At 66.9% G+C, this 15,281-nt stretch carries 15 protein-coding genes, 1 other RNA gene and 1 pseudogene; 3 read left to right on the top strand and 14 right to left on the bottom strand.

The window, feature by feature from the left end; translation table 11 throughout:
- The 4 genes from rnpB to EPO55_RS08065 all read right to left on the bottom strand — a co-directional run.
- Positions 1-306, bottom strand: an RNA gene (gene rnpB, locus EPO55_RS08080) — RNase P RNA component class A; the annotation flags it as partial.
- A 13-nt stretch (positions 307-319) separates the two neighbouring features.
- The gene (locus EPO55_RS08075; RefSeq protein WP_296336101.1) at positions 320-1,009 is read right to left on the bottom strand and encodes an N-acetylmuramoyl-L-alanine amidase; all 690 of its coding nucleotides are present in this window, start codon (positions 1,007-1,009) and stop codon (positions 320-322) included.
- A gap of 2 nt (positions 1,010-1,011) precedes the next feature.
- Positions 1,012-1,713 (bottom strand): TerB family tellurite resistance protein, encoded by a 702-nt coding sequence (locus EPO55_RS08070; protein WP_296336099.1) that lies wholly within the window; start codon positions 1,711-1,713, stop codon positions 1,012-1,014.
- Between the two features lie 10 nt (positions 1,714-1,723).
- The gene (locus EPO55_RS08065) at positions 1,724-2,455 is read right to left on the bottom strand and encodes a sulfite exporter TauE/SafE family protein (protein ID WP_296336098.1); all 732 of its coding nucleotides are present in this window, start codon (positions 2,453-2,455) and stop codon (positions 1,724-1,726) included.
- Here EPO55_RS08065 and uvrB point away from each other — a divergent pair.
- The gene (gene uvrB / locus EPO55_RS08060) at positions 2,394-4,706 is read left to right on the top strand and encodes an excinuclease ABC subunit UvrB (protein WP_296336097.1); all 2,313 of its coding nucleotides are present in this window, start codon (positions 2,394-2,396) and stop codon (positions 4,704-4,706) included. The genes EPO55_RS08065 and uvrB overlap by 62 nt on opposite strands.
- 6 nt (positions 4,707-4,712) lie before the next feature.
- A complete protein-coding gene (locus tag EPO55_RS08055; protein WP_296336096.1) occupies positions 4,713-5,546 on the top strand; it encodes a CocE/NonD family hydrolase in 834 nt (277 codons plus the stop codon).
- A gap of 465 nt (positions 5,547-6,011) precedes the next feature.
- Here EPO55_RS08055 and EPO55_RS08050 read toward each other — a convergent pair whose 3' ends face one another.
- The 6 genes from EPO55_RS08050 to EPO55_RS08025 form a co-directional block, all read right to left on the bottom strand.
- On the bottom strand, positions 6,012-6,257 hold the full coding sequence (locus EPO55_RS08050) for a toxin-antitoxin system HicB family antitoxin (protein WP_296336095.1): 246 nt from the start codon (positions 6,255-6,257) through the stop codon (positions 6,012-6,014).
- Positions 6,254-6,679, bottom strand: a complete 426-nt coding sequence (locus EPO55_RS08045) for a putative toxin-antitoxin system toxin component, PIN family (RefSeq protein ID WP_296336094.1) — start codon at positions 6,677-6,679, stop codon at positions 6,254-6,256. The genes EPO55_RS08050 and EPO55_RS08045 overlap by 4 nt, the downstream gene beginning before the upstream one ends.
- 93 nt (positions 6,680-6,772) lie before the next feature.
- Positions 6,773-7,549, bottom strand: coding sequence for an ABC transporter permease (locus EPO55_RS08040; RefSeq protein WP_296336093.1), 777 nt, complete (start codon positions 7,547-7,549; stop codon positions 6,773-6,775).
- Between the two features lie 202 nt (positions 7,550-7,751).
- Positions 7,752-8,492, bottom strand: a complete 741-nt coding sequence (locus tag EPO55_RS08035; RefSeq protein WP_296336092.1) for an ABC transporter ATP-binding protein — start codon at positions 8,490-8,492, stop codon at positions 7,752-7,754.
- 13 nt (positions 8,493-8,505) lie between these two features.
- On the bottom strand, positions 8,506-9,375 hold the full coding sequence (locus tag EPO55_RS08030) for a dioxygenase (RefSeq protein WP_296336090.1): 870 nt from the start codon (positions 9,373-9,375) through the stop codon (positions 8,506-8,508).
- Positions 9,376-9,513: 138 nt separating this feature from the next.
- On the bottom strand, positions 9,514-10,122 hold the full coding sequence (locus EPO55_RS08025) for a GNAT family protein (protein ID WP_296336089.1): 609 nt from the start codon (positions 10,120-10,122) through the stop codon (positions 9,514-9,516).
- A gap of 166 nt (positions 10,123-10,288) precedes the next feature.
- Here EPO55_RS08025 and EPO55_RS08020 point away from each other — a divergent pair, with 166 nt between their 5' ends.
- The gene (locus EPO55_RS08020) at positions 10,289-11,152 is read left to right on the top strand and encodes an aspartyl/asparaginyl beta-hydroxylase domain-containing protein (protein ID WP_296336088.1); all 864 of its coding nucleotides are present in this window, start codon (positions 10,289-10,291) and stop codon (positions 11,150-11,152) included.
- Positions 11,153-11,300: 148 nt separating this feature from the next.
- Here the strand turns inward: EPO55_RS08020 and EPO55_RS08015 are convergent, their stop codons facing one another.
- The 4 genes and pseudogenes from EPO55_RS08015 to EPO55_RS08000 form a co-directional block, all read right to left on the bottom strand.
- Positions 11,301-12,569: a pitrilysin family protein gene (locus EPO55_RS08015; protein WP_296336087.1), complete on the bottom strand. Its 1,269-nt coding sequence runs from the start codon at positions 12,567-12,569 to the stop codon at positions 11,301-11,303.
- Positions 12,566-14,014 carry a threonine synthase gene (gene thrC / locus EPO55_RS08010; RefSeq protein WP_296336104.1) on the bottom strand — a complete coding sequence of 483 codons (1,449 nt, stop codon included), beginning with the start codon at positions 14,012-14,014 and terminating at the stop codon, positions 12,566-12,568. The genes EPO55_RS08015 and thrC overlap by 4 nt, the downstream gene beginning before the upstream one ends.
- A 36-nt stretch (positions 14,015-14,050) precedes the next feature.
- Complete coding sequence (locus tag EPO55_RS08005; protein ID WP_296336086.1) at positions 14,051-14,302, bottom strand: DUF1272 domain-containing protein; 252 nt, start codon at positions 14,300-14,302, stop codon at positions 14,051-14,053.
- Positions 14,303-14,311: 9 nt separating this feature from the next.
- Positions 14,312-15,281: pseudogene (locus EPO55_RS08000) on the bottom strand (carboxypeptidase M32); the annotation flags it as partial.

The raw sequence follows: 15,281 nt of genomic DNA, 5'->3' as shown, positions 1-15,281 counted from the left end.
CGCCTCGCGCGACCGACCCGGGCGACGACGCGGAAACACCGCTGCCGGTTGCCCGGCGTGTCGCCCCTATTTGGTCTTGCTCCCGGTGGGGTTTGCCGTGCCGCTTCCGTTGCCGGTCGCGCGGTGGGCTCTTACCCCACCGTTTCACCCTTGCCTTCCCGGCGAACCGGGCTGGCGGTCTGTTTTCTGTGGCACTTTCCCTGGGGTCGCCCCCGCCGGACGTTATCCGGCACCGTGTCTCCGTGGAGCCCGGACTTTCCTCACCGCCGCGGTTGCCCGCGACAGCGCAGCCATCCAGCCGTCTGACCCACGGCCCTAGCTAGGCGGCTCCCCCGACCTGGTCAAGGAGGTCGGCCAGCAGGGCGCGCGTCTCGGGATCGGGCATGCCGTCGACCTGGGCCGGCCGGAAATGCCGCTGGAAGGCTTTGACGATGTCCCTGGGCGGTACCGCGATCGGCGGCGCATAGCCGAAGCGCTGGAGGGCCTTGTAGAAGTCGCCGTCGAGAGGCCGCCCACCCGCTTTCGGCCAGAGCCCGACACCGGCCGCGGCCAGGGCCGCCCACGGGAAACGAAGGCCGGGATCGATCTTCCGCTTGGGCGCGATGTCGGAATGGCCCACGACATTGCGGGGTTCGATCGCCGGATGGCGCGCCAGGATGGCCTTGCAGAGTTCGATCAACGCCGCGATCTGGCGCGGCGGATAATCGTGGCGATCACCGTGCAGGTTCACGATCTCGATGCCGACCGACGTGGTGTTCAGCGCCTCGCGGCCGCGCCAATGCGAGCGGCCGGCATGCCAGGCAACTTGGTCCTCGGGCACCAGGCGATAGGCTGTGCCGTCCTCCGCCAGGACATAGTGCGAACTCACGCGATGCTCGCGCGCAGCATCGCTGAGAATGTCGAGCGACTCCTGCAACGGCAGCTCGGTGTAGTGCAGGACCAGGATATCGACGACCGCACCATCGGGCCGCGGCGCGTGATTGGGCGACGGCTGGTCGACGATGTTCACGGTCAGGCGGCAACCAGGCCGCGTTGGCGACGCAGACGGTCGTAGGCGTCGTTGATCAGGGCGAGCTTGCGATTGGCCATGGCGATCGCCTCCTCGGGCAGGCCCTGGGCGATCAGCCGGTCGGGATGGTTGGCGCGGACCTGTCGCAGCCAGGCCTCGCGGATCTGCTCGTCGGTCGCAATCGGATCGATGCCGAGAATGACGCAGGGCTCGCACTCCATCACGCCGAGCGCGGCAGCCTTGGCGCGTTCGAAACGGGAACTCTCGAGCCCGAAGATGCGCGCAACCTTGGCGAGATAGTCGGCCTCGGCCGCGTCGATTTCGCCGTCGGCCCGGGCGATGCTGAACAGGCCTTCGATGACGTTCTCGAGAACCTCCGGCGCATCGGGGAAAAGCGCTGCGACCTGTCGCGCATAGGTCTCGAAGCCCCCGGCGTCGCGCTTCGCAAGATCGAAGAAGCGCTGGACGTTCGCTTCCTCGCCCGGCGGCACCTGGAAGAACTCGCGGAACGCCGCGACCTCGAGCTCAGAGACGTCGCCGTCGACCCGCGCCATCTTGGCGCCGAGTGCGATGACGCCGATGGTGAAACCGATCTGGCGCAGTCCGGGATGGCCGCCGTCGTCGACGGGCGGCATGGACAGGCCCAGCAGCTCGGCGATGCCGAGGCCGTTCATGCCTTCCACGATTTTGTCCCAAATCCTCATGTCCGACCGCTTACAACATCAGAGAACCGATCGCCACGCCGACTAGAAGGCCGAGCGCCAGACGCCGATAGAAGCGCTCGCTGGCCAGGGGGAACAATCGCCCGCCCAGGATGCCGCCCAGCATGACGGCTGGTGCCAGGAAAAGGGCTTGCACGCCCGTCGACCAGCCGATCAGGCCGCGCGAAGCGAACATCGCCGTCGCCGCCAGGTCGACGAAGACGAAGTAGGTCGTGAGGTTGGCCCGCACGCGCGTCACCGTCTCCTGGCCGGCGAGATAGTAGAAAGCGATCGGCGGACCTGCCATGCCCGACAGGCCGTTGAGGAAGCCGCTGGCAGCACCGGCAGCGAGTGTCGTGGCTGGGCGCGGCTGGCCGGGATAGCGCCAGCCGCTCGCCAGCAACGCCACGGCCGCGAGCACGATGGCGGAAATCACCCAGCGCATCGGTTCAGGATCGGCGAGAGTCAGCACGAAATTACCGGCTGGCACGAAGACGACAGCGCCAACCATGAGCAACGCGATCCGAGGCCAATCGACATACCGCACCACAGACGGCAACAGCGGCAGGACGACCGCGATCTCAAGGATCAGGCAGAGCGCGATGCCAACCGCGGGTCCGTAAAGGGCGGAAAACACCGGAGTCATCACCATTGCCGCGCCAAAGCCGGCAAAGCCGCGCACCATGCCTGCAATGCAGGCAACGACGGCCGAAATCAGGAAGGAAAGAGCCAACAGGTCGGGCATGACGGCCGGCGACGCTAGCATTGCCGGAGTGCCGGTCGCGCATCATATAATGCAGGCCATGCCCCCAAAGAATCTCGCAGTCGCGACCATGCCGCTCCTGATGCCGTACATCCAGCGACGGCCGGAACTCGAAGGCGGCGCGCGGCCCTTCAAGCTGGTGTCCGACTACACGCCGGCAGGCGACCAGCCCGAGGCGATCAGGCAGCTCATCGCCGGCGTCGAGGGCGGTGAGCGCGACCAGGTGCTGCTGGGCGTCACCGGCTCGGGCAAGACCTTCACGATGGCCAATGTCATCGCCTCTCAGAACCGGCCGGCGCTGGTGATGGCGCCGAACAAGACGCTGGCGGCGCAACTCTACAGCGAGATGAAGGGCTTCTTTCCGGAGAACGCGGTCGAGTATTTCGTCTCCTACTACGACTACTACCAGCCCGAAGCCTACGTCGCGCGGACCGACACCTACATCGAGAAGGATTCGTCGATCAACGAGCAGATCGACCGCATGCGCCATTCCGCCACGCGTGCGCTGATGGAGCGCGACGACGTGATCATCGTGGCCTCTGTCTCCTGCATCTACGGCATCGGCCCGCTCGAGAACTATCAGAAGATGACCTTCCGCCTGCACAAGGGCCAGAAGATCGACCGCACGACGCTGCTGCGCCGCTTCGTCGAGCAGCAGTACAAGCGCAACGACAACGCCTTCCAGCGCGGCACCTTCCGCGTGCGCGGCGACACGGTCGACCTGTTCCCGGCCCATTACGAAGACAAGGCCTGGCGCTTCGAGATGTTCGGCGACGAGATCGACTCGATCACCGAGTTCGATCCGCTGACCGGCGACAAGACGATCACCCTGTCCGACATCATCGTCTACGCCAACAGCCACTATGTGACGCCCAAGCCGACGATGCAGAAGGCAATCGACCAGATAAAGACCGATCTCAAGCAGCGGCTCGACGAGTTCAACCGCGCCGGCCGCCTGCTCGAGGCGCAGCGGCTCGAGCAGCGCACGAATTTCGACATCGAGATGCTGGAGACGACCGGCGCCTGCGCCGGCATCGAGAACTACTCGCGCTATCTCACCGGCCGCAAGCCGGGCGAGCCGCCGCCTACCCTGTTCGAGTACTTCCCCGAGCACTCGCTGCTGATCTGCGACGAGAGCCATGTCACCGTGCCGCAGATCGGCGGCATGTTCCGCGGCGACTTCAACCGCAAGAGCGTGTTGGCCGAATTCGGCTTCCGCCTGCCCTCGGCGATCGACAACCGGCCGCTGAAGTTCGAGGAATGGGAGGCGCTGCGCCCGCAGACGACCTTCGTCAGCGCCACACCCGGCCCGTGGGAAATGGAGCGCACGCAAGGCGCCTTCATCGAACAGGTGATTCGCCCCACCGGCCTGATCGATCCGACGGTGATCATCCGCCCGGTCGAGAAGCAGGTCGACGACCTGATCGCCGAGTGCAAGGACTGCGCGAAGAAGGGCCAGCGCGTGCTGGTGACCGTGCTCACCAAGCGCATGGCCGAGGATCTGGTCGAATATCTCCACGAAGCCGGCATCCGCTGCCGCTATCTGCATTCCGACATCGACACGCTGGAGCGCATCGAAATCATCCGCGACCTGCGGCTGGGCGCGTTCGACGTTCTGGTCGGCATCAACCTGCTGCGCGAGGGCCTCGACATTCCCGAGTGCGCGCTGGTCGCCATCCTCGACGCCGACAAGGAAGGCTTCCTGCGCTCGCCGACGTCGCTGGTACAGACGATCGGCCGTGCCGCGCGCAACATCGACGGCCGGGTCATCCTCTATGCCGACAAGATGACCGACTCGATCAAGTACGCGATCAGCGAGACCGACCGTCGCCGCGCCAAGCAGGTCGCCTTCAACGAGGCCAACGGCATCACGCCCGCATCGATCAAGAAGAACATCGGCGAGATCCTGCAGTCGACCGCCGAGCGCGACCACTACACGGTCGACACCGGCGTCTCGGGCGACGTCCATCTGGTCGGGCACAATCTCCGCACCCACATCGCCGATCTCGAGAAGCGCATGCGCGACGCCGCGGCCAACCTCGAATTCGAGGAAGCCGGCCGCCTGCGCGACGAGATCCGCCGCCTCGAAGCCCACGAGCTCGAACTGCCGGGCCAGGCCGCCAGCGCCAACGTCGGCGTCCACCTGGGCAAGATGCAGCATTCTCGCGTCTTCCGTGGCGTCCGCACCGGTTCCGGCGCGGGCGGGCGGCCGGGACGACGCAGCGGACGATAGGAGACCATGATGCGCCGCCACGCTCTTCTCTGGGTGCTTGCCTTCCTCTTCGTTTGGCCGGCGGCAGCGCAGGACCAGATCGTGAAATTGCCCGGCCCCGGCGGCGCGACCCTCGTCGCCCGGGTGGTGCGGCCGCCGGGCGAGGCGCGGCAGCCGCTGGTCGTCATCAATCACGGCTCGCCGGCGGACGGCTCGCAGCGCGCCAGGATGGAGCCGCCGCGTTACTCCGCCCTCTCCTCCTGGTTCCTGGCGCGCGGCTATGTCGTGGCCTTGCCGCTCCGGCGCGGCTACGGCGAGAGCGGCGGGACCTGGGCCGAAGCCTATGGCCGCTGCGACGCGCCGGACTACTACAGCGCGGGCCTGCAGAGCGCCGCCGACGTCCAGGCCACGATCGACTTCATGCGCACCCAGCCCTATGTCGCGCCCGACCGCACCCTCGTGGTCGGCCAATCGGCCGGCGGCTGGGCCACGGTGGCGCTCTCCAGCCGCAACCCGCCGGGCGTGCCCGGCATGATCAACTTCGCCGGCGGTCGCGGCGGCCACCAGAAGCTGCCGGGCGGCGGCATCGGCAACTGCACACCGGAGGCGCTCGTCCAGGCGGCGGGCAAGTACGGCGCCACGGCCCGCGTGCCGCTGCTCTGGATCTATGCCGAGAACGACAGCTTCTTCGAACCGGCCCTCGCCAGGCGCATGGTCGCCGCCTACGACGCTTCAGGCGGCAAGGCGACTTTCAGGCCGGTCGGCGCGTTCGGCCGCGACGGCCACAGCCTGGCCGGCAGCAATGATGGTGCCGCCATCTGGGCGCCGCTGGTCCAGAATTTTCTCGCCGGCCTGAGGTAGAAATTCGGCCCAACTCGACGGCTCGAAATTCAGCTCTCCGCACGCCGGAAAGCCAATAACGGCGGGTTTTTCGCCCGCTTACCGGGCCCACCTGAATTGAGGGAGTGTTGGGCCCGAAGTTGGGCCAGACTCCGGGATAAGCCTTATTCCACGGGCTTTTCTCGCGTTTCGCGAAGTCTTTGGTCGCACTGCCCCGGCGCACCCTGTGCCCAGGATGTCGTTAAGTGTCTGTTCTGGCGTCCTTATCTGGCGCCGAGTTGAGACGGGGTCGTTGTTGGGACTGTCCACGGGTCAGGACCCGCGGCGGCTGCACCAGCGCATTGCGCGATCCCGCAGGCGGCTGCGGGCAGGTCGTGCCGGACATGAAAAAGGCCGGCGCAGTCCAAGCGCCAGCCTATCAAATTTACTAGCATAAACCTGCTGAACTTGCAACTTTAGCTCAGGGACCGCTGGCGGAACCGGAGACTACATTTCGTCTCCAGCCGGCGGCACCTCGTGCTTGGCCCCCTTGAGGAACGGCAGCATGTCCTGGCGCCGCGCGCTGCCCGATCGGCGCTTGAGGAAATCCGCCGCTGTCTCGACCACGCCGATCTTCTGGGCAATCGCCACCGATATCCATTGATTGAGCGACACGCCGTCCTCCTTGGCGAGGCGGGCGGCGGCAGCCTTCACCGAAGCGGGCAGCTTGAGCGGATACGATGCCTTGCTCATGACCGTAACTCCTTCAGCAATTCACCGGGACGCAGAACCCGCACCCCGAACTTTTCCACGCCCTTCACGAAATCGCGCACATTGTGCGTAACGAGTGCCTGAGCACGACCATTGACTGCTGCTTCCAGAACCATCTCCTCGTTGGCGTCGCCCAACTGAGGTCGCCACTGGAAGCTGACCTCGACGGCTTCGCAAGCAGCCGCGAAGGCCGCCAGGAAGCGATCGACCTCCGCCAATCCCAGGCCGTGCGCGAGTCGCTGATCCGGCCGCTTCAATACGGCTTCGTATTCCAGGAACAGCGCGGGGGTGACCAACGGCGTCAGCCGCCCATGAGCCACTTCGCGCAGCACGGCGTTGCTGGCGCCTGTCGCACTTCGCAGCGCCGTCACGATGACGTCGGTATCGAAAACGACTCTCAACATATCTTATAAGATACCATATACTATAGGATATCATCAATTCAAGGCTACACCATCGCCTGCGTGTCCGGAGGCTCTGTCCAGCCGCAGCCGGCCTCACTCCTCCGGCCCGATCGCGCTTTCATGCCAGCGCCGCAGCAGCAAATGTGACAGCAGTGACAGCAGCAGGTAGATCGCGATGCCCGCCGCGGAGATCAGCACCAGGGCGGCGAACATGCGCGGGATCCTGAGCTGGTAGCCTGCCTCGAGGATGCGGTAGGCGAGGCCCGAGGCATTGCCGCCGGTACCGGCCACGAACTCCGCGACGACGGCGCCGATCAGCGCCAGCCCGCCGGAGATGCGGAGCCCACCCAGGAAATACGGCAGCGCCGCCGGCAGGCGCAGGTAGATCAGGGTCTTCCAGCGGCCGGCGCCGTAGAGCTCGAACAGGGCCAGCAGATTGTGGTCGACCGAGCGCAGGCCGAGGATGGTGTTGGACAGGATCGGAAAGAACGCCACCAGCCAGGCGCAGATCAGCAGCGACAGGTCGACGTCGTTCGCCCAGGCGATGATCAAGGGCGCGATGGCCACGATCGGCGTCACCTGCAGGATGATGGCGTAGGGAAAGAGCGACAGCTCGACCCAGCGTGACAGCGAGAACAGCACCGCCAGCAGGACGCCGACGATGACGGCGGCGGCGAGCGCCTCCAGGGTGATGGTGAGCGTGACGCCGAGCGCGGGCGCGAGCATGCCCCAGTCGGCCACCAGCGTCCGCGCGACCGCGACGGGACCCGGCAGGACATAGGGCGGGATCTCGGCCAGCCGCACGATGGCCTCCCACAGGACCAGCATCAGGAGGCCCATGACAGCCGGCGCGATGAAGCGGGCGGTCATGATCTCTTCTCCTCCCCCGCGTCGTCGCGGGGGAGGTGTCCCCGAAGGGGACGGAGGGGGAAAGCTCCAACGGCGATCTCTGAATTTTTCCGATCTGAAATCGGCGAGCAGCGATGCTGTGGCCGTCCCCCTCCGGCGCTGCGCGCCACCTCCCCCGAGACGGGGGAGGAGCATGAAGATGGATGGATTCGACGATGCCCGCTCATGCCGCCATCGCCTCGGAGAGCTGCGCCGAGGCGAGCCGGCAGAGGGCGGCGTACTCGGCCGAGGTGCCGAAGGCTTCGGTGCGCGGATAGGGTGCCGGAATGGCGAGTTCCGACAGCACGCGACCCGGCCGCGTGCTCATCACCGCGATGCGCTGCGACAGGAACACCGATTCGAACACCGAATGCGTCACGAACACCGCGGTGAAGCGCGTACGCTGCCACAGCTCCAGCAGGTCGGTGTTGAGACGGCGGCGCGTGATCTCGTCGAGGGCGGCAAAAGGCTCGTCCATCAGCAGGAGCTTGGGCCGGGTGACCAGCGCGCGCGCGATCGACACCCGCATCTTCATGCCGCCCGACAGTTCGCGCGGCCAGGTGCGCTCGAAGCCGGCGAGGCCGACATGGTCGAGCGCCTCTGCCGCCCGCGCCTCGCGTTCACTTCGCGCCACGCCGCCGAGCTTGAGCGGCAACTCGACATTGGCGAGCGCTGTCGCCCACGGCATCAGCGTCGGTTCCTGGAAGACGAAGCCGAGATCGGGCTTGCCTGCAGGCCATTCGATGGTGCCGGCACTGGCCGGCGTGAGGCCGGCGATGAGACGCAGCAAGGTCGACTTGCCGCAGCCCGACGGTCCCAGGACGCTCAGGAATTCGCCGGCCTCGATATCGAGCGATGCGCCGTCCAGCGCTTTCACACCGTTGGCAAAGACCTTGGCGACACCGCGAACGCCGACGAGCTGCATCAACCGGGGCGCATCAGCCCGCGGGCAGGGCGAGATCGAGCCTTGCCGTCCACACCGGCAGCGGCAGCGTCTCGCGCGCCGCGAGGTTGGCCGGCAGTTTTGCGCGCACCGTCTCCTTCGCGAAGGGCAGCACGAGCGGCACCCGCACGCCGAACACGGCGTCGCTGTCGAGGTGCTTGTCGTCCTCGGGGAAGAACATGGTGATCAGCGGCTTGTGGCCCGGCGCATGGACCATCATGTGCAGGTGGGCCGGCCGCCACGCGTCACGGCCGAGCGCGCGCAGCATGTCTCCGGCCGGGCCATCGTAGGGCACCTGGTAGGCGACCGGCCGCACGGTCGTGAAGGCAAAGCTGCCGTCGTCGGCGACCTTGAGCCGCGCATGATAGTTGGTCGGCGCCTGTTTGGAATCCTGCTGGGCATAGAGCCCGTTGCCGGCGTTCTGCCAGAGCGCCAGCACCGTGCCCTTGGCGGGCTTGCCCTTCTCGTCGACGACCTTGCCGCTCACCACCAGCGGCTCGCCCTCCTGACCGCGCCACATGTCGCCGCCGTTGGGCAACTCGGGGGCGCCCTCGATCAGGAACGGCCCCAGCAACGACGACGTCGTGCCGGAGTCGGTGGCATTCACCATGTCGACCAGCGAGGAGACGCCGAGCAGGTCGGAGAGCAGGATGAATTCGTTGCGCTTGTCGTCGGTGAACTTGGCGGCGCGCGTCAGCACGTCGATCGCCGCCATCCACTCGTCCTGGGTCAGCTTGTTCTCGCGCACGAAGCTGTGGAGGTGAGCTGCGAGCGAGACCATCAGGTCGCGCGTGCGGGCCGAGGGCGCCTTGCGCGCGTAGTCGGCGAAGGCCTGGGTGATGGTGGTCGGTGTCAGATTGCGCATGGTGAATCCTCTCCCTCCTCCCCCGTCATCGGGGGAGGTGTCTCCGAAGGAGACGGAGGGGGTCAAACAAGGTCGGTACAATCATGATCCCCCTCCGGCCTTCGGCCACCTCCCCCGCAAGCGGGGGAGGAGTTGATTTCAACGGGTAGTTCTCAGGAGCTGATCGTAGTCGGCGCGCAGCAGGGCGAACAGCAGGTGATCCGCCCATTGGCCGTTGATGCGAAGATACTGGCGCGCGAGGCCCTCCTCGTGGAAGCCGACCTTGGCCAGCACCCCCTTGGAGGGCTCGTTGTGCGGCAGGCAGGCCGCCTCGAGGCGGTGCAGCCGCAGCTCGTCGAACACGAACGGCAGGGCGGCGCGGAGCGCGTCCGTCATCAGTCCCTGGCCGGCGTAGGGCTGCCCCATCCAGTAGCCGACCGCGGCGGCCTGGGCGACGCCACGCCGCACGTTGCTGAGGTTTATGCCCCCCACCAGCCGGCGGGTGTCGTTGGTGAAGGCGAACAGCCCGTAGGCCTCGCCCGCCCGCCATTCGCGGACCTGCTGGCGCAGGCGGCGGCGGAAATGGTCGCGGCCCAGCGAATCCTCGGGCCAGGTCGGTTCCCAGGGGGTGAGAAAAGCCCGGCTGCGGGCCCGCAATTCGGCCCATTCGGCCCAGTCGTCCATGCTCGGGGCGCGCAGGAAAACGCGCCGGCCGGCGATCCGGGTCATCCCCGACAGGGACAGGGGAACATCGGCGAAACGGAACATCTTGGCGCCAGTGTAACGCAGGTTTAGAATTGTTACATGTTTTCCGAGGCTTGACGTAGGAAATTGAGACCGTCGGTCGCGGCCTCCGCGTCAATTGTCCCGTCTTGGCGAGGCAAATCGGAAGTATTAACTATGTACTGGATTTCACGAGGTCAGGATCCCGATCATGGCAAATGAGTCTCCGCAGGGAATCGGACAAAAGGGCCGCTTCTATCTGACCAAGCACATCTGGGTGCCGCAGCAGCCGATCGAGGACTTCAACCTCAAGATGTCGGACATGATCCTGCGCAACATGCCCAAGCTGCCGCTGGCCGGCGAGGACGCGATGCGGTCGTTCCCGATCCTGGGCGAACTGAAGAAGAGCCACGCCAAGATCAAGGCGGATCTGGACTACCTGTTGAGCCATCACGAGGAAATCCCGGCGCTGCACGAGGTCCATCCGCGCGACCTCTACGTGGCCGGCCGGGCGTGGCGCACCTTCCTGCTGAAGCTGATGGGCCACGACGTGAAGGAGAACGCCGCGGCGGTGCCCGACACCATGGCCGCGATCAACAAGATCCCGGGCGTGCATACCGCGCTGTTCAGCATCCTGCACGGCCGTGCCGAAATCGAGCCGCACCGTGGCTCGGCGGCCGGCGTGGTGCGCTTCCACTATCCGCTGATCGTGCCGTCCGAACCGGAGAAATGCTGGATCGAGATCGGCGGCCACCACTTCTTCTGGGAAGAAGGCAAGCCGCTGGTGTTCGACGACACGCGCGAGCACTGGGTGAAGAACCAGACCGACGAGACGCGCGTGGTGCTGATCATCGACTTCGATGCCCGCATGCCGTTCCCGGTGAACCTCTACACCGGCCTGCGCTACAACCTGATCCGCCGCAGCGCCGAGGTGAAGAAGGTGGTCGAACGCGCCTCGATCGGCGTACCGCCACGCAACCCGGCCCCGCAGGCGACGGCGGGCCTGATCAGCGGCGCCCGCAGCACGAACCCCGTCCCCGCCGCAGCCCCCGCACGCAGCAACGAGCGGCATTAGAGAAGCTTCAAATAAACATCACCACCTTCATCCACCTCTCCCCCGCTAGGGGGAGAGGACGGGTGAGGGGGAATCGCACGTGTTTAGCCCCCTCACCTAACCTCTCCCCCTAGCGGGGGAGAGGAATATGAAAAAGCCGCGGCGCCTTCTAAGCCGCCAGCCGGGAGGCGATCTTGTCGAGGGCTTCGAGGCCGTCGATCGGGCCGAGCGCCGCCAGGGTCAATTCACCCTTCAGCAGGCGGCGGGCGACGCGGCGCACGGCCTCCTGGTCGACCGCCTCGATGCGGGCCACGATCTCGGCATAGGGGATCGACCGGCCATGGACGATCAGGTGGCGCGCCGCCTGCTCGCAGCGCGCGCCGCTCGACTCCAGCGCCATCAAAGTGCCGGCCTTGATCTGGTTGCGGGCGCGGATCAGCTCCTGCTCATGCACGGTATCGGCGACGCCGACGAACTCCTCGCACACCGCCGGCACCAGCTCGGCGAGGTCGTCCTCGCCGGTGCCGGCATAGATGCCGAACAGGCCGCCGTCGGCATAGGCGGTGTTGAAGCAGTGGATGCCGTAGACCAGCCCCCGCTCCTCGCGGATGCGCTGGAACAGGCGCGAGGACATGCCGCCGCCAAACAGGGTCGAGTAGATGGCGAGCGCGAAATAGTCGGGATCGCGATAGCCGATGCCCTCGCAGCCCAGCACCAGATGCGCCTGCTCGAGCACCCGGGTCTCGCGGCCGTCGCCGCCGACATAGCGCAGCGGCGTGGGCGCAATGGCATTGGCCGGTGTGCGCGGCACCGAGCCGAAATGCTTCTCGGCGAGATCGACGATGCGGTCGTGCTCGACCCGGCCCGCCGCCGACAGGACCATGTTGGAGGCGGTGTAGTGGCGGGCGAGATAGGCGAAGAGATCGTCGCGGCCGATCGCCTCGACCGAATCGGCGGTGCCCAGCACCGGCCGGCCGAGCGGCTGACCGGGCAGCGCGGTCTCCTGGAACTGGTCGAAGATCAGGTCGTCGGGCGTGTCGAGGGCCTGGCCGATCTCCTGCAGGATGACGCCGCGCTCGCGCTGCAGTTCGTCGGGATCGAACACAGAATTGCGCAGGATGTCGGAGATCATCTCGACGCCGAGGCCTACGTCCTCCTTGAGCACCGAGGCGTGGTAGGCCGTGATCTCGCGCCCGGTGTAGGCGTTGAGGCTGCCGCCGACGTTCTCGATCTCCTCGGCGATGGCGCGGGCGTTGCGGGTCCTGGTGCCCTTGAACGCCATGTGCTCGAGCATGTGGGCCATGCCGTTCAGCTCGGCGCTTTCGTGGCGCGTGCCGCAGGCGACCCAGATCCCGAGCGAGGCCGATTCGACCTCGGGCATCTCGTCGACGGCGACACGCAGGCCGTTGCCGAGCGTGGTGACCCTGACGTCGCTCATGTGCGTACCTTGCTTCGTGTCGCGGGTGCGGCAGCCATTGCCCGGCGTTCGTCGATCATGGCCTTCAGCTCACCGATATCGTTGCGCAGTCCGTCGACGCGCTCGGCGCGGTCCATGAGATCGCCGAGGCGTGCCGGCAGGGACGGCCGCACGCCGGTCGCCTTCTCGACAGCGTCGGGGAACTTCGCCGGATGCGCCGTCGCCAGCACAACCATGGGAACAGCCAGGTCGCGGCGATGCTGCTGGGCCACCGCATAGCCCACCGCGGTGTGCGGGTCGATGGTCTCGCCGAAGCGGCGGCGGCAGTCGGCAATGGCTGCAAGGGTGCCGGGCTCGTCGACACGGCCGGCGTCGAACAGCGCGCGCACGCCCGCCAGCGCGTTGGCGCCGACCTTGAGCGTGCCGGTGCTGCGGAAGGCGGTCATGGCATCGGCCAGGGTGACGCCATTGCGGTCATAGAGGTCGAACAGCAGGCGCTCGAAGTTGCTGGAAATCTGGATGTCCATGCTCGGGCTGAAAGTCGGCACGACCTCGGTCGTGGTCATGGTGCCGCTCTCGAAGAAGCGCGCCAGTATGTCGTTGCTGTTGGTGCCGACCACGAAGTGCGAGATCGGCAGGCCCATCTGTTTGGCGGCGTAGCCGGCATAGACGTTGCCGAAATTGCCGCTGGGCACCGTGAAGGCCACCGGCCGCTCTGGCGCACCCAACTTCAGGGCGGCCCAGAAATAGTAGACGATCTGCGCCATCACGCGGGCGAAGTTGATCGAGTTCACGGCCGTCAGCGCATGCCGGTCGCGGAAGGCGAGATCGTTGAAGCAGGCCTTGGCGAGGTCCTGGCAGTCGTCGAACGTGCCTTGCACGGCGATGTTGTGGACATTGGGCGCAGACACCGTCGTCATCTGCCGGCGCTGCACCTCGCTCACCCGTCCCTTGGGGAACAGCATGAAGATGTCGATGGTCTTGCGGTCGCGCACTGCCTCGATGGCGGCCGAGCCGGTGTCGCCCGACGTGGCGCCGACGATGGTGGCGTGCTGGCCGCGCGCCGTCAGCGTCTGATCGAGCATGCGGCCAAGCAGTTGCAGGGCCACGTCCTTGAAGGCGAGCGTCGGGCCGTGAAACAGCTCGAGCAGGTGCAGGCCCGACTCACCCAGCGGCTTCAGGGGTGCCACCTCAGGCGTCTCGAACGAGGCATAGGCCTCGCCGATCAGGCGGCGGAAGGTCGCCTCGTCGAAGGCTCCGTCGACGAAAGGCCACATGACACGGAAGGCGAGCTCGGTGTAGCTGAGGCCCTTCAGCGCGGCGATGTCGGCCGTGCTGAACTGCGGCCATTCAGCGGGCAGATAGAGGCCCCCGTCGCGGGCAAGGCCCGCGAGCATGATGTCCTCGAAGCCGAGCGGCGCGGGTTTCCCCTGCGAGCCGTGGCGGGTGCTGATGTAGCGCAAAATGAAGCTCCGGTTACGCGGCCGTCACGCCAGGTGGGGTTATGCCACCTGGCGACAGGCCTCGTGGTCCTTGCGGACACGCTTGGTTGAGGCTGGGTGCTTGGCCAGCATCTTCTCGGGGCGGGTCGGGCGTTTGACCAGATCGCCGCCGCAGTTCGGGCAATGACCGCCCAGGCGAGTTCGGGCGCAGTCCACGCAGAAGGTGCACTCGAAGGTGCAGATGAGGGCATCGGACGCGCCGTTGGGCAGGTCCTTGTCGCAGCATTCGCAGTTGGGGCGCAGGTCGAGCATGGCTCTCTCTTACGCCGAGAGGTAACGGCTTTCCAGATGCGCCTTGAAGGCCGCGACGCCCAGCGGTGCGCCGGTGGCCTCCGTCAGGATCTCGTCGGTCCCGGCAATCGAGCCCCTGCCGTGCACATTGGCCCTGAGCCAGCCCAACAGGAGGGCAAAATCGCCCTTTCCGATGGCTTCCAGCAGGCCGGGGACGGCCCGGCGCGCGGCGGCGAAAAGCTGGGCCGCCGCCAGGGCCCCCATCGTGTAGGTCGGGAAATAACCCCAGCCGCCATCCGGCCAATGGATGTCCTGCAGGCAGCCCAGCGCATCGTCCGGCGGCGCGATGCCCAGCAGTTCGCGCATGCCGTCGTTCCAGGCACCCGGCAGGTCGGCCAGGGCGAGGTCGCCGGCCAGCATCGCCCGCTCGAGCCGGTAGCGCAGCATGACGTGCAGCGGATAGGTGACCTCGTCGGCATCGACCCGGATGAAGCCCGGCGCCACGCGCGTGTAGAGGCGATGGATGTTGGCTTCCGTCCAGGCAGGGCCTTCCTTGCCGAAGGCCTGGCGCATGCGCGGGGCGGCGAAATCGATGAAGGCGCGGCCGCGGCAGGCCTGCATCTCCATCAGCAGCGACTGGCTCTCGTGCAGCACCATGCCGCGCGCGTTGCCGACCGGCTGGCGCCGCCACTCGCGCGGCAGGCCGGCTTCGTAGAGACCGTGCCCGGTCTCGTGCAGGGTGCCCATCAGGGCGCGGGCGAAGTCGGCCTCGTCGTAGCGCGTGGTGATGCGCACGTCGTCGGCGGTGCCGCCGGTGAAGGGATGGGCCGAGACGTCGAGCCGGCCGTGATGGAAATCGAAGCCGATGATCCGGATCAGCTCCTCGCCGAGCCGGCGCTGGGCTTCTATCGGAAACGGCCCGTCGAGGGCGAGCGGCGCAGGCTCGCTCTTCTGGCGCTCGAGCACGCGGCCAAGCAGCTCCGGCAGAAAACCCCGCAGC

It is taken from the genome of Reyranella sp., assembly GCF_004296935.1.
Lineage (GTDB): Bacteria > Pseudomonadota > Alphaproteobacteria > Reyranellales > Reyranellaceae > Reyranella.
This window is presented reverse-complemented; position numbering and strand designations above follow the sequence as displayed.